Origin of the sequence: Bacillus safensis FO-36b, from assembly GCF_000691165.1 — a bacterium.
Classification (GTDB): Bacteria; Bacillota; Bacilli; order Bacillales; family Bacillaceae; genus Bacillus; species Bacillus safensis.
The window spans coordinates 72165-85738 of record NZ_ASJD01000008.1; the positions used below are offsets into that span (position 1 = coordinate 72165).

General features: G+C 39.5%; 12 protein-coding genes and 1 pseudogene. 1 reads left to right on the forward strand and 12 read right to left on the reverse strand.

The window, feature by feature from the left end:
* Nucleotides 1-31: 31 nt before the first annotated feature.
* The 11 genes and pseudogenes from BA81_RS15365 to BA81_RS20215 form a co-directional block, all read right to left on the reverse strand.
* Entirely contained in the window at nt 32-1492 is a 1461-nt protein-coding gene (locus tag BA81_RS15365; protein WP_024427113.1) for a CoA-acylating methylmalonate-semialdehyde dehydrogenase, read from the reverse strand.
* A 25-nt stretch (nt 1493-1517) separates the two neighbouring features.
* A complete protein-coding gene (iolC, locus tag BA81_RS15370; RefSeq protein ID WP_024427114.1) occupies nt 1518-2528 on the reverse strand; it encodes a 5-dehydro-2-deoxygluconokinase in 1011 nt (336 codons plus the stop codon).
* Between the two features lie 2 nt (nt 2529-2530).
* Nucleotides 2531-3358: a 5-deoxy-glucuronate isomerase gene (gene iolB, locus BA81_RS15375; RefSeq protein ID WP_024427115.1), complete on the reverse strand. Its 828-nt coding sequence runs from the start codon at nt 3356-3358 to the stop codon at nt 2531-2533.
* 30 nt (nt 3359-3388) lie between these two features.
* Nucleotides 3389-5314, reverse strand: coding sequence for a 3D-(3,5/4)-trihydroxycyclohexane-1,2-dione acylhydrolase (decyclizing) (gene iolD / locus BA81_RS15380; protein ID WP_024427116.1), 1926 nt, complete (start codon nt 5312-5314; stop codon nt 3389-3391).
* A 104-nt stretch (nt 5315-5418) separates the two neighbouring features.
* Nucleotides 5419-6183, reverse strand: coding sequence for a DeoR/GlpR family DNA-binding transcription regulator (locus BA81_RS15385; RefSeq protein ID WP_024427117.1), 765 nt, complete (start codon nt 6181-6183; stop codon nt 5419-5421).
* 60 nt (nt 6184-6243) lie between these two features.
* Nucleotides 6244-7101 (reverse strand): class II fructose-1,6-bisphosphate aldolase, encoded by an 858-nt coding sequence (gene fba / locus BA81_RS15390; RefSeq protein ID WP_024427118.1) that lies wholly within the window; start codon nt 7099-7101, stop codon nt 6244-6246.
* A gap of 37 nt (nt 7102-7138) precedes the next feature.
* Nucleotides 7139-7972 carry a sugar phosphate isomerase/epimerase family protein gene (locus tag BA81_RS15395; protein WP_024427119.1) on the reverse strand — a complete coding sequence of 278 codons (834 nt, stop codon included), beginning with the start codon at nt 7970-7972 and terminating at the stop codon, nt 7139-7141.
* Nucleotides 7973-7988: 16 nt separating this feature from the next.
* Entirely contained in the window at nt 7989-9410 is a 1422-nt protein-coding gene (locus BA81_RS15400; RefSeq protein WP_024427120.1) for a sugar porter family MFS transporter, read from the reverse strand.
* Between the two features lie 22 nt (nt 9411-9432).
* The gene (iolE, locus tag BA81_RS15405; protein ID WP_024427121.1) at nt 9433-10329 is read right to left on the reverse strand and encodes a myo-inosose-2 dehydratase; all 897 of its coding nucleotides are present in this window, start codon (nt 10327-10329) and stop codon (nt 9433-9435) included.
* Between the two features lie 686 nt (nt 10330-11015).
* Nucleotides 11016-11344: pseudogene (locus tag BA81_RS20110) on the reverse strand (alpha/beta hydrolase); the annotation flags it as partial.
* The gene (locus BA81_RS20215) at nt 11334-11543 is read right to left on the reverse strand and encodes a MerR family DNA-binding transcriptional regulator (protein WP_051149979.1); all 210 of its coding nucleotides are present in this window, start codon (nt 11541-11543) and stop codon (nt 11334-11336) included. The pseudogene BA81_RS20110 and the gene BA81_RS20215, both read right to left, overlap by 11 nt.
* A gap of 263 nt (nt 11544-11806) precedes the next feature.
* On the opposite strand from BA81_RS20215, the gene BA81_RS15420 reads away from it, so the two are divergent.
* Entirely contained in the window at nt 11807-12115 is a 309-nt protein-coding gene (locus BA81_RS15420; protein WP_034283494.1) for a magnetosome magnetite crystal formation protein family, read from the forward strand.
* Nucleotides 12116-12170: 55 nt separating this feature from the next.
* Here the strand turns inward: BA81_RS15420 and BA81_RS15425 are convergent, their stop codons facing one another.
* Nucleotides 12171-13574, reverse strand: a complete 1404-nt coding sequence (locus BA81_RS15425; RefSeq protein ID WP_034283497.1) for a HAMP domain-containing sensor histidine kinase — start codon at nt 13572-13574, stop codon at nt 12171-12173.

The window sequence follows — 13574 nt, forward strand, 5'->3', positions numbered from 1 at the left end:
TCAGAAGGGACACAGCCGCCTGTTCGCTCGTTTACATATAACGAGCTGTAACCATTTTCTTTCTAGTATAGAATTCTACGCCGTCTGTCCCGTTGGCGTGAAGATCACCGTAGAATGAATCTTTCCAACCGGAGAATGGGAAGAATGCCATTGGAGCTGGGACACCCACGTTAACGCCTAGCATACCTGCTTCAATGTTTTCACGAAATTCTCGGACACTTGATGCACTGTCAGTGTAAAGGCAAGCACCGTTTGCAAATCTTGAATGGTTGGCAATGTCAATCGCTTCACCAAGTGATTTCACACGTACAACAGAAAGAACAGGTGCGAAAATTTCGTCTTGCCAAATTTTCATTTCTTCTGTAACGTGATCAAAAATCGTTGGTCCAACGAAGTAGCCTTCGCCTTCTGTCTCACTGTCTTTTCTTCCATCACGAATGAGGCATGCGCCTTCGTCTACTCCTGATTGAATGTATTGTAACGTGCGCTCTTTATGACCTTCACGGATGACAGGTCCAAGGAACACATCTTCCTCAATGCCATTACCAATGACAATTTGATTTGATTCAATTACTAATTTTTCAATGAATTCATCCGCAATCTCTTCTTCTACTGCCACAACAGCAGCTGCCATACATCTCTCACCAGCTGATCCGAACGCAGCACCGATGATTTGTTTTGTTGCCCCATCTAAATCAGCATCCTTTAAGACGATAGAATGGTTTTTCGCTCCAGCTAACGCTTGAACGCGTTTGCCGTGCTCTGTTCCTTTTTTGTATACATACTCTGCCACTGGCTGAGAGCCAACAAATGAAATCGCTTTGACGTTTTTGTGCTCAAGCAACCCATTTACCACATCATGTGCACCGTTCACAATGTTAAGTACGCCTTTTGGGAGACCAGCTTCTTCAAATAGCTCTGCTAATCTTGCGGCAAGGATTGGTGTTCTTTCAGATGGCTTTAAGACAAATGTGTTTCCACAAGCAATGGCGAGTGGGAACATCCAGCAAGGAACCATCATAGGGAAGTTAAACGGTGTAATCCCGCCAATGACACCGATGGGGTAGCGATACATACCAGACTCAAGTCCTGTTGCAATGTCAGGTAGTTGTTTCCCCATCATGAGGGTTGGTGCACCAGCAGCGAATTCCACACACTCTATGCCGCGTTGTACTTCTCCTTTAGCTTCTGTTAAGCTCTTTCCGTTTTCAAGCGTCACAAGCTCAGCTAATTCTTCCCATTTCTCCACAAGCAATTGCTGGTATTTGAAAAGGATACGCGCACGTTTTGGTACAGCTGTTTTGGACCAAGTTTTGAATGCTTCGTTTGCTGACTGGACAGCACGATCTACGTCTTCTATTGTTGATAAAGGTACTTCTGCAATTACTTCACCGGTTGCAGGATTGAAAACCTTTTCTGTTTGCGTTGTTGCAGCTTCGGTCCATTTGCCACCAATATAATTTTTCACTGTTTTTAAGGTTGTTTTTGCCATGTTTTTTCTCTCTCCTCTACTACTGTTATGGTTGATTTAGAATGAATTCTTCTGCTGTTGCCATAAACGCTTTGATTTCTTCTACAGATGGCATCGCATCAGATGAACTATGTTTTGAAATAACAATTGATGCTGAAGCACTGCCAAAGCGCATTGCTTCTTGAATTGTCAACCCATTCATTAGTGCATAAATGAGAGCAGATGCATATGAATCGCCAGCGCCAAATGTTTTCAGTACTTTCGTTTTAAAAATGCCCCCGCGATGGGAAAGACCATCTTTTGTATAGGCGATTGATCCTTCTCCTCCATGTTTAATGATGACAATTTTTGCATGATGTGAAAACCATTTATTTGCAGTGGATTCATCGTTTGATGGGCCGTCAACTGTCAATTTTTCCATCATGTCAAACTCTTCCCTTGTCCCGATGATCAAATCTGATTTTTCAGCAGCAAGGTTATAATAAATTGATGTTTCCTCTTCGGACTGCCAAGTATATGGACGATAATCGACATCAAAAATGATGGTCACTTGATGTTTTCTTGCATAATCTAGCGCAACGAAAACGGCTTCTCTAGAAGGACTTTTTGCTAGCGCTGTTCCTGAGATAAGAATGGCTTTCGCTTGTTTGATGTAATCTTCAGACACTTCGCTGATTTCAAGTTTAAGATCAGCGACATTGTCTCTATACATTAAAATGCTGCATTCTTCAGGGCTTTTAATTTCAGTGAATGCAAGGCCTGTCACCGCGCCTGTTCGATCAATGACAATTCCTTCAGTATCAATGTTGTTTTCTTGCAAATAGTGTGTCGCAAAACGCCCCATTTGGTCATCGGCAACCTTTCCGATAAAGCCTGACTTCATGCCAAGTCTCGCAAGACCGATGGAAATATTCGCAGGAGACCCGCCGACATATTTAGTAAATGTCACTGTTTCTTCCATTGGACAGTTGATTTCATTTGCATTTAAATCAATACATAATCTACCGATCGCAATGACGTCTAGTTTTCTATCTTGTTCAAAAGTTAAATAGGACATTGTCACTTCTCCTTGCTCGCAGCTAATTTGTGTTCCATAATCCACTCATGTTCCTTGCTGTTATGAAACTTCCATGTCCGAACAGGCCCTGCCATCACATTCAAATAGTAAATGTCATAACCAGGGGGCGCTGATACTGGATGATACCCTTTTGGTACTAAAACAGCACTGCCATCTTTGACAGCCATTGTTTCATCTAAAGAAAGGTCATCTGTATACACCCTTTGGAGCGCAAATCCGTGATCTGGTTTTACCTTATGATAATACGTTTCTTCTAAGTAAGATTCATATGGTAAATGATCTTGATCATGCTTATGTGGCGGGTAACTCGACCAGTTTCCTTCTGGTGTAAATACTTCGACTACAAGCAAATGATCTGCAGGCTCTTGCTCTGGTAAAATATTATGAACCTGCCTTGCAATATTGCCTGCTCCTCTATGTTCAACCCCTATATGTTCTGGGGTAATGAGGCGCGCTTTGTATGTGCCTTTTCCTGGAGCAGAGCAAATGGCTATTTCTACATCTGTTGTTGCCTTGATATCAAACTTGTCACCATTTGGTACATAGACAGAATATGGAGGAATCTTTTCAAAAATATCCATGCGCTCTCCGATGTTCTCCCATTTTTCTGTTGTTGTTGAAAGGTGGAGTTTACCAGAAAGAATGACAACACAAACCTCTTTGTCTCCCGTTTCGTGATGAAGCGTTTCACCTTTTGAGAGGGTATACACATCAAATCCAATATACGTCCAACCTGCAGATTCAGGCGTGATGCTCAGCACCTTTCCCTCTTTATCACGTTTTTGTCCTGGTACGATTAGATCAGTCATGATGATCACACCTTTCGTTTTTTTAGCTTTTTAATATCTTCTTGCTTTGTTTAGTTGATTTTCCTTTGCTTCGAATGCTTTTTGCACAGACTCCTGCTCTGATACAGCTGCGATGCCAACATGCCACCATGAACCACCGTAACCGTCTGTCATCGTTTTTGGCAGCACTTTGATATCAATCAATGTGCTGACCGTTTGATGTTTTGCATCTTCAATCGCTGCTTTTAGCTCATCAAGTGTATACACTTCATACGTTTTTGCACCGTAAGCTGCTGCTGATTGAGCAAAATTGATTTTCATGATCTCGCCATCAAGCTGACCTGTCTTTTTATTTCTCATACGGAATTCTGTTGCAAAGCTGGAGATTCCGTTATCCATTTGAAGGTTGTTGATACAGCCAAAACCTGAGTTGTCAAAAAGCATAATGTTGATTTTATAACCTTCTTGAATACTCGTGACAAGCTCACTGTGTAGCATTAAGTAGCTCCCGTCTCCAGTCATCGCATATACTTCTTGGTCAGGTGCAGCCATTTTTGCACCGAATGCAGATGCGACTTCGTATCCCATACAAGAATAGCCATACTCTAAGTGGTACGTATTTCTCTCTTTTGCGACCCACATACGTTGCAAGTCACCTGGTAAACTCCCTGCTGCGCAAGTGATGATGCTATCTTTTGGAATCCATTCGTTAATGCAACCAAGAACGGTTGTTTGCGGGAGTGTTGTGTTTAATTCTTTTTTGTATTCTTCCATTTCTTCTTTGAAATGCCCTTTGATCTCTGGCTCAAAGTCATCGCCTGAGTATTCGATGTTGCGGAGTCTTTCAAGTTCTTGCTCCCACTTCGCTTTTGCTTCTTTAATCTCGTTCGTATAACCAGATTGATAGCCGTCTAGCGCTTTTCTTAATGCACGAAGTCCTAGTTTCGCATCAGCGATGATTTTTGTCGCTTCTAGTTTAGAAGCATGGAAGTCTGATAGATTAATTGTCAGGACATCTCTTTCTGCGTAAAAACGTTTGGATGATGTCGTAAAGTCAGTGAAACGAGTGCCTACACCGATGATCAGATCAGCATCATGTGAGATTTCGTTTGCCGAACTATTTCCTGTCACACCAAGTCCGCCAACGTTTAATGGGTGCGTGCTTTCAATTCCGCTCTTGCCAGCTTGTGTTTCACTAAATGGAATATTGAACGTTTCTGCAAATTGTTTGAATTCGTCAGCAGCCTCTGAATAGCGAACGCCTCCGCCAAGAATTAAGAGTGGTTTTTTCTTCGTTTTGATCAGCTCAGCCGCTTCTTCGATGCTTCTGGTAGAAGGCGCCTGCCGATCTAAGTAATGCGTACGTTCTTTAAAGAATGACATAGGATAATCCCATGCCTCGCCTTGTACATCTTGAGGTAAAGAGATGGTAACAGCACCTGTATCCATTTGATTTGTTAACACGCGCATGGCGCTGACCATTGCACTCATCAGCTGTTCTGGACGTGTAATGCGATCCCAATATTTGCTGACGGCTCGAAACGTATCATTTGTAGATAAGCTCAGATCATGCGTTTGTTCCATTTGTTGTAACACTGGATCTGGCTGACGAGTAGCAAAGACGTCACTTGGCAAAAGAAGAAGTGGAATTTGGTTCGCTGTTGCTGTTGCTGCCGCTGTCACCATATTGGCTGAGCCCGGGCCAACGGATGAAGAGCAAGCGATAATTTGTTTCCGGTGTTTTTGCTTTGCAAAAGCCATTGCCGCATGAGCCATTCCCTGTTCATTTCTTCCTTGATAGACTTCGAGTCTTCCTGGGTTTTCTTGAAGTGCTTGACCAATTCCTACAACGTTTCCATGACCAAAAATGGTGAAGATTCCTTTAATAAATGGTTCTCTCTTTCCATCGAACTCAACATATTGGGCATTTAAGAACTTGACCAATGCCTGACTCATTGTCAATCTAATTGTTTCCATCGTACTCCCTACCTTATCGTATAAATTTATTTCTGCTCTTGAGAGGGTCTCTCTTACTCAAACAGCCTCGCTTGTTTCAAACGTGTCAATCATCATGTCAATACTTATTCTTTGTCTGTCGCTACAATCAATTTAATATCGTTTTGTTCAATAAAGTTGACATACTGTGTATTTAATGGATCATCAGTGATTAAATAGTCTATCTCATCCAAACCGCAGTAGGTAACCATTGCATATTTGTCGAACTTCGTATGATCGACAAGTAAAAAAACATCTCTTCCTTTTTTTACAACTAGCTCCTTCATAGTTGTTTCGACAGGTGATGAGTTGGTGACACCATTAGAGATGGAGACACCTGTAGATGCCATGAATACTTTATCAAAGTTATATAGATTTAACTCCTCAGCTATAGAATAGTTGGAAAAGGATTTCGTCTTTCGTTCTAATTGTCCCCCTGTCGAAATCACTTGTAGCTGTTTATAAGGCATTGCTTGAACGATGAAATCCACGTTATTTGTCACAACTGTTACCTGTTTGTTGTGAATGAAATGTATGAGCTCCAGTGTTGTCGTACCAGAATCAATAAAGATCACATCTCCATCCTTCACCCAGCTTGCTGCCTCTCTTGCAATCAGACGTTTTTGCGCTTGATTTCTAATTTGTCTGTCTTGAAAGGCTTCAAGCTTCGCATGATTTGCAGCAACTCCTCCGTAGACCTTTTGAATATGTCCTTCGTTTACTAATTTTTGGACATCACGCCGAATGGTATTTTTGGAAACGTCAAATGTCTCGACAAGGTCGTCTAAAGATACAGACTGATTTTTCAAGATATATTCTTTGATTTGTTGAATTCTTTTCATTTTTAACATCGTGATCTTCCTTTTCATCATGGCTTATGGAAGGCGGCTTCATGTGATGTGATGGGTTTTTTATCTGATGCGCTGGCTAGATCCGAATTCCCTCATTTTCATTTTGACCACACTTTTAATAGCCTCTGTACCTGGCGTTAGGATGGTTTGTGGATCGTATATGTCAGCATCCTCTTTTAATTTAGAGCGTATAGCTTGATTCCAAGCTAGTAGACATTCTGTATTGACATTAATTTTCGCATGCCCTAATGAAATCGCTCGCTGAATTTGTTCGACCGGAATCCCAGAACCACCGTGGAGTACTAATGGGATATCTGTGCGTTCAGAAATATCTTTCATTTCTTCAAATCCAAGCTTTGGTTCACCTTGGTATGGCCCATGTACTGAACCAAGTGCTGCCGCAAGTGCGTCTACATTGGTTTCTTGTACAAGTCGATGACAGTCTAATGGATTAGCATATACAATGTTGCCAATCATCCCATCTTCCATACCACCGACTGAGCCAACTTCTGCCTCTACTGATACACCTCTTTTCATCGCATAGCTGACAACATCGTTTGTCATACGGATGTTTTCTTTTAAAGAAAAGGATGAACCATCAATCATGACAGAGCTGAAACCTGCTTCAATGGCTGATTGGCACCTAGCAACGCTCGCCCCGTGATCAAGGTGCAAAGCAACTGGAACTGTAATCGATAAATCTCTCATCAATCCCTCTACCATTCCAACAATCGTTTGAAAGCCACCTAGGTAATCAACAAGTCGATCAGAAGCTGCAACAATGACAGGAGAGTTCTCTTCTTCTGCGGCAAGTAGAATGGCTTTCGTCCATTGCAATCCATTGATATTAAACTGCCCAATAGCATATTTTGCTTGCTTCGCTTCTTTTAACATCTCTTTCATTGAAACTAATTTCACATCAGTTACAGTCATTATGAACACTCCTTCATGGCAATTAGACCCCCATTTTTGTAAGTACGTTGTTTGTCGTTTGTTTGGCTTTTTTAATGACTACTTCTGCATCAAGGTTGTAATAATCGGGTCTAAATAGCTCAACAGATACCACACCGTCATATCCTTTTTCTTTTAAGATGCTGAAAATCCCTTGAAGATCGATGGCGCCTTCACCTGGCCATACGCGATCTTCATCTGTTAAAAAGCCGATTGGGAAATCCTCTGTATCATCGATATGGACGATAAAAATTTTTGAAATATCAACCTTTTGTAAATCCTCTAAACGTGAGCCCATTGCATGGAAATGAAAACAGTCTAGAACAAGCCCTACGTTGTCACAATTAACCTCTTCAATGATTTTGTATGCTTGAGACAATGTGTTGACAGTACATTCAGGGTGACCTACGAATTCTAAAGCGATTTTTACTTCATAAGGAGAAGCGAGCGTAGAAAGTTCCTTTAACACGCTTACACAACTTTTATGAATCTCTGATTTGAGAAATTTTTCTTTTGTTACAAGTGGAACTGCAACTATGTAAGGTGCACCAATTGTTTTGGCCGTTTCAAGCATGTCTTTAAATGTTTGAATTGTCGCTTCGTATTGTTCTTTTGATTGATTATTGAAGAAGACGAGAGCATTTAAGGCAAGTGGTTTAATTGTGGTTGATTGAAAATAGTTGTTTAGATCCTCAAGTGAAGCAGTCTCAAGGTATTCTGGTAATTTATCCATTGTTCGAATTTCAATAAAATCATAACCGTGTTTTTCGCAAAGGTTTAAATCTTTTGATAAATTAGAATTTTTGAGAGTTGTCGCTTGGTTAAATGCAAGTTTCATTTATATACCTCTTTCATTAAGAAATCGTTTTATTATTTGATGTAACATCAACGCCTGAATGACCATGATTTCGGAAATTCGCTTCAAGTTCTTCTAATGTAAGCCCTTTCGTTTCTGGCAAGAATTTAGTAACAAACAATATTGACAAGATACCGAATCCAACGAAGATAAAGAATGTCACAGACAACCCAAGTTGAGATAGTAGAATAGGGAACGTTAGACCGACTAAGAAATTAACAATCCAAAGGCAGAAAACTGTGACACCCATGCCGAGCCCTCTAAGGCGGAGTGGGAATATCTCAGACAACATGAGCCAAGTCACTGGAGAAATTGCACCTTGTTGGAACGCAAGGAAGGTAATGGTTAATAATAACACGATATATGGAAGTAATTCTGACCCAGCAAAAAGATTTGAAAAAATTCCGATAAAAAGTAATGTTGTCGTTGTACCGATTAATCCTGTAATGAGCATAGGGCGGCGTCCGATTTTGCCTAGCAAGACAATTCCTACAATTGTCGCGATAACCGAAATAATACCATTTCCAATGTTACCAATCAACGCTGCTTTTGTATCAAAGCCGGCACCTCTTAATATCTCGGTTCCATAATACATAATAGAGTTGACACCAGTTATTTGTTGGACAATCGCAATCCCTACTCCGATGAGTACAAGTCTTCTAACCCAAGAAATAGAGAAATCTTTAAAGGTTGCTTTGTCAAGGTTCTTTTCTTTTTCATAGGCATTTTCAATCTCACTAAGCTCTCTTTCTGCATCTACCTTTGAGCGAATCTTTTGTAGCACTTGCAGGGCTTCATCTCTTTTCCCACTAGTGACAAGCCACCTTGGGCTTTCAGGGACTCTCAACATGCCAAAGAATAAAATGATCGCTGGAAGAGCAGCAATCGGTAGCATAATTCGCCATACAAATGGGTTCTCTCCTAATAAGTTACCAATGATAGCATTGAAAACGAACGCAAGTAATTGACCTGTTACGATCATCAATTCATTTTGTGTAACGATTCTTCCGCGCTGATTCGCAGGTGACATTTCTGCTAAGAAAGTTGGCACTGCAACAGATGCTCCCCCAACTGCTAGGCCAAGGAGGAATCGGAAAATAATCATAATTTCTGCATTCGGTGAAACTGTACAACCGATCGTGGAAAAAAAGAACATCGCTGCGAGAGAAAAAATCGTTCTACGCCTGCCATAACGGTCTGATAACCGACCGCATATCACTGCCCCAAATGCTGCCCCAAAAAGTAATGCACTTGTCACTAAACCTTGTGTAAGCGCTGTTAAATTGAGCTGCCCTGGTTGTGACATATATGGTAATGCCCCATTTAAGACGCCAGTATCATATCCGAAAAGAAGTCCGCCAAAAGTCGAAATTAAAATAATCGCCCTAAGATTTTGGTGTTGGTTGACTTGTTTATTCATGCTCGTTTTCTCCTGTTCTATTTTAAGTATGGATCACTAATTTCTCATCAATATACTTACGAGCCAACAGCGCATATTCAAGTGGATGTGCAATTGAAGGATCTTGCTCAGCTTCAACCACAATCCATCCGTTATAACCATTTTCTAATAGAACGCGGTATACTTCTTCAAAATTAATACATCCGTCACCTGGAACAGTGAAAATACCTTTAAGAAAGGATTGTAGAAAAGGCAAATCTTCTTGCTTACAAAGGTCCATTATTTCTTTTCTAACATCCTTAAAGTGAACATGATGTATGCGGTCAATATGTGTATGCAATAGGGGCATATAATCGCCATCTGATACGAAAATATGACCAGTATCATATAGAAGATGAACATATTTTTCGTCCGTTCCTTCTAATAAACGAGTAATATCTGATAAGGTTTGAACCCCTGTGCCAAGGTGATGATGGTACACAAGTTTCAGATTGAAAGCGTTAGCAATTTTGCCTAACTCATTTATTCCTGTGCAGAGTAAGTCCCATTCTTTATCCGAAAAAGTGGGTTGATTTTTGTAAACACTCACTTCTTTTTTTTGAATAGAGTACGTTTGTTCAGATACAACCGCTACACTTGCATTTACTTCTTGTAAATATCGACAATGATCAGTAAATTTTTTTTTCGTCATCTCTAGTCCGTCTTGTATGATGTAACTACTAAACCACTTGCCTGCAATTTTTAGATTACGTAATTGAAGCTCTTTATTTAAAATGTTGGGTTCGGGGAAAAAACCACCTACTTCAGTTCCTTGAAAACCAGCGACACATATATCGCTTAATAAGTGAGATAATGTATTATCAGCTCCTATCGTTGGAATATCATCATTCCTCCAGCCAATCGGAGCAATGCCCCACGAAATACAGTTCGGGTTGGTCACGCGTTTGTCAGCCTCCTTTATGACTAAATACTTGAAAAATAGAGTTAACCATAAGTTTTTCAAAAAATAATCATATTTTTGGTTAACTTATGGTTAACTTTGAAATAATCATAATATCAAAAGCGCTTTCAGTCAATTGTTTTTCGAAATTTTTTCATTATTTTAACTATTCATCACGAAAAAAAGCCTGATGCAATTGCACCAGACTAGACACCTATTAAAATTAAAGGCTATACATTGGATTTAATTTTAATGATAGCTTCTCCATATTGTTTCATGGCACGATTGAGTTCTTTCAGCATAGCTTGAACATTTTTTTTCAAAGTTCATGACCCCTTTATGCTTCATTCTCTTTTCATTATGAAGATGATGATTTCGTTTGGCAAAGTCAATGTATGCGCCAACATTCTTCATGAAAACGCAAACAACACTTGAAAACTTATGCATGTCTCATTTTCCTGCAATTTTTACAGGTTTTCTTTACTTGTGAATATTCATTGAAAAAGATCACTAATCTGTTCTTAGCCTTGTCAACTTGGCGAATATAAAAAACTTAAAATTGCCAGTGTGTGACGGTATTCTATCGGAGTACACTGATTTAATTTTTTCAGGATTCGGGAAAGGTGTTTCCATCAAATATTGAATTGAGTGTGTTTCATTTATTTCGTGACATAAAAGGACGATACCTAGCTATTAATGATCTGAATGATTTTTTGTTTAGCATCTTTTGCTTCTGGGATTAGCATGACAACAAACACATGAAGCATTTCCAGATAAACGTAGGTGTTGATCTCAATTCCTTGCTCTGTTAGTTTTTCATCAAGTTTTATCGCATCTGGATATAAAGCTTCGTGTGTGCCAATAAATGAGTGATTTTCCCCAGTCCTTTAAAATCTCCGTAGATTGGGCTGATCAATGAGTCTGTTGGGTGTTTATCAGCAGCCCATATGTTTGTAATGACTTCCATTCCTTCACGAGCCAGCATCTGATTTTTTTCAGCATATTCAGGGAGTAACTAACGATTTAGCCCCTTTTATGAATTCAATTTTTAATAGGTCATCTTCTGTATATAATCGATAACCATTAGAATAGCGTATTGGGACAGGTAAAATGCCGTTTTCTTCATAGTACCGAATGGCAGCAGCGCTTATTCCTGTTCTTTTTGCAAGTTCACCTTTTGTCATCAGCTCTATTCCTATGTTCGTATTTTTCATGTATAGGTTAGTCACCTGTTGATATTTCCATTATAAAGGTTGAAGTATACTACAAGGTCAAGAATAAGGTCAAAAATATAGATATGTGATTTTCAATTTAGCCTTTTGAAACGGAAATGCCACTATTTATTCATTTTTAAGGTTGCTGTAAGGTTCGGATTAATACAGGTTAAGGTTGAGGTTGTACAATGGGTTTGTAAGGAAGTGAGGGATGAGTCGAATGATTCTCCTCCCTTCTAAATTAATCATAGAGGTGAAAAGTTTTGAGAGAAAATAAAATTTTGTCTTCATTATGTTACTTCAGTATCTTTTTTGCACCGTTTCTGTTTCCGATTATCGTCTACTTCTTAGGAAAGGATGAAGTGAAATATCATGCGAAAAAGTCACTATGGACGCATGTTATTCCTTATTTGATTTTCGGTATTGGTATTGTCGGTTCAGGTTTACTTGGCATGAACGATATCAGTCATGCTGGTCCGTTCTTAATTGCTACGTATGCTCTGACATTCCTTGTGGCGATTTACTTCTTCATTTGGAACATTGTGAAAGGCATTAAAGTGTTTTCAGAATAATAATAGATGAAAAAACGGTTCTGTCATTGAGCAGAACCGTTTTTTGTATGTCTATTCAAGTGGGTAATTGGATATCAATCGTTGTTCCTTCTCCAATTATACTTTGTATCGTAATATCTCCGCCGTGTTTTTGGATAATATCTTTTGCAATCGCCATTCCAAGACCAGAGCCAGCATGTGTCCCTGCTGTATTCGTCCCTCTATAGTAGCGGTCAAACACTTTTTCTAGCTCTGCCTCTTCAATTCCTTTGCCGTTGTCTTTAATTGTGATGTGGGTATGTTCTTTTTGCTCAAGCTGTACAATGATTTTCACATCAGCATCATTGTGGACAAGGGCATTTAAAATGAGATTGGTGACTGCTCTTCGTATGAGGACCGTATCAATATTCAGCATGAGCTTGTCTACATTCGTTTGCAGCTCAATGCTTTGATCTGCATATCTCGAATCGTTTAGGATATCAATTAACGTTTTACGCAGCAACGGCACAATGTTCACAAGCTCTTTATGTAGCATCACGTCGTTATTTTTCAGCCTTGTTGTTAAATTTAGATCCTCCATGACATCTTTAATGTACAGTGATTTATTCTCTATGATGCTGGCATAATGCATCATCTCTTGATCTGAAAGAGGATAATTTCGATCCTTCATGATTTCAGCATAGCCTTGAATAGAGGATAATGGCGTTTTAATATCATGAGAAATATGGCTGATCCATTCTTCACGCATTTGTTCTAGTTTGTCTTTTTCTTTTTTGCTTGAAGCGAGCTGCTCTGATAAGTGATTGACATTATAGAAGACATCTTTATAAATTCCTTTAGCAGGCAGATTTGTCGTGTAATCTCCATTTGCCAGCCGCTGGATGCTATGAATGGCACGGCCGAGCGGTTTTGTGAGCTGCCGGCTGAATAAGTAACCAATGAGTAATGCTATGATGGCATCAATTGATAATAAAATCATCGTCCCGATATTGAATCTTGTTACTAAATCCTTCGTGTCAAACGAGAATAGGTATTTTCCGATGGAAGGGTCTTTAAAACCGATAAAGTAGCTGTATTCTTTGCCCTTTACTTTTTTTCCGCCAGCATAAATGGTCGATAATAATTGCTTATCTTTATATTTATGTAAGTTCACGATTTCTATCGGTGTATATTTGTTCTTTAATCCTTTAGGTGCCTGCGCATGATACACGTTTTGGCCATTTTCGTCTAAAATTTGAATCCATGCATTCTGTTGTTTTAAGGCTTTCTGCCCTTCTTTGTTTACGGTTATCCCTTGATCAGAAAAAGAGATGTATTGTTCAAATGATCTTGTGAAGGTTTCGGGCGTATTTTCCTCGTTATGCTGGCTGTTTGCCTGAAGTACGAGCCAAATCATAAATACGAATAAGTTGATAAAGACCGTGATAATGGTCACGATAATGACAGAGACCATATACCTGCCTGTTAATCGCCATTTCAT

Bases quoted from the DNA above. Each gene is read 5' to 3' on its own strand.
- BA81_RS15395 (WP_024427119.1), bottom strand. From the start codon at position 7,972: ATGAAACTTGCATTTAACCAAGCGACAACTCTCAAAAATTCTAATTTA.
- BA81_RS15400 (WP_024427120.1), bottom strand. From the start codon at position 9,410: ATGAATAAACAAGTCAACCAACACCAAAATCTTAGGGCGATTATTTTA.
- BA81_RS15425 (WP_034283497.1), bottom strand. From the start codon at position 13,574: ATGAAATGGCGATTAACAGGCAGGTATATGGTCTCTGTCATTATCGTG.
- iolD (WP_024427116.1), bottom strand. From the start codon at position 5,314: ATGGAAACAATTAGATTGACAATGAGTCAGGCATTGGTCAAGTTCTTA.
- iolC (WP_024427114.1), bottom strand. From the start codon at position 2,528: ATGTCCTATTTAACTTTTGAACAAGATAGAAAACTAGACGTCATTGCG.
- BA81_RS15365 (WP_024427113.1), bottom strand. From the start codon at position 1,492: ATGGCAAAAACAACCTTAAAAACAGTGAAAAATTATATTGGTGGCAAA.
- BA81_RS15385 (WP_024427117.1), bottom strand. From the start codon at position 6,183: ATGTTAAAAATGAAAAGAATTCAACAAATCAAAGAATATATCTTGAAA.
- iolB (WP_024427115.1), bottom strand. From the start codon at position 3,358: ATGACTGATCTAATCGTACCAGGACAAAAACGTGATAAAGAGGGAAAG.
- BA81_RS20215 (WP_051149979.1), bottom strand. From the start codon at position 11,543: ATGAAAAATACGAACATAGGAATAGAGCTGATGACAAAAGGTGAACTT.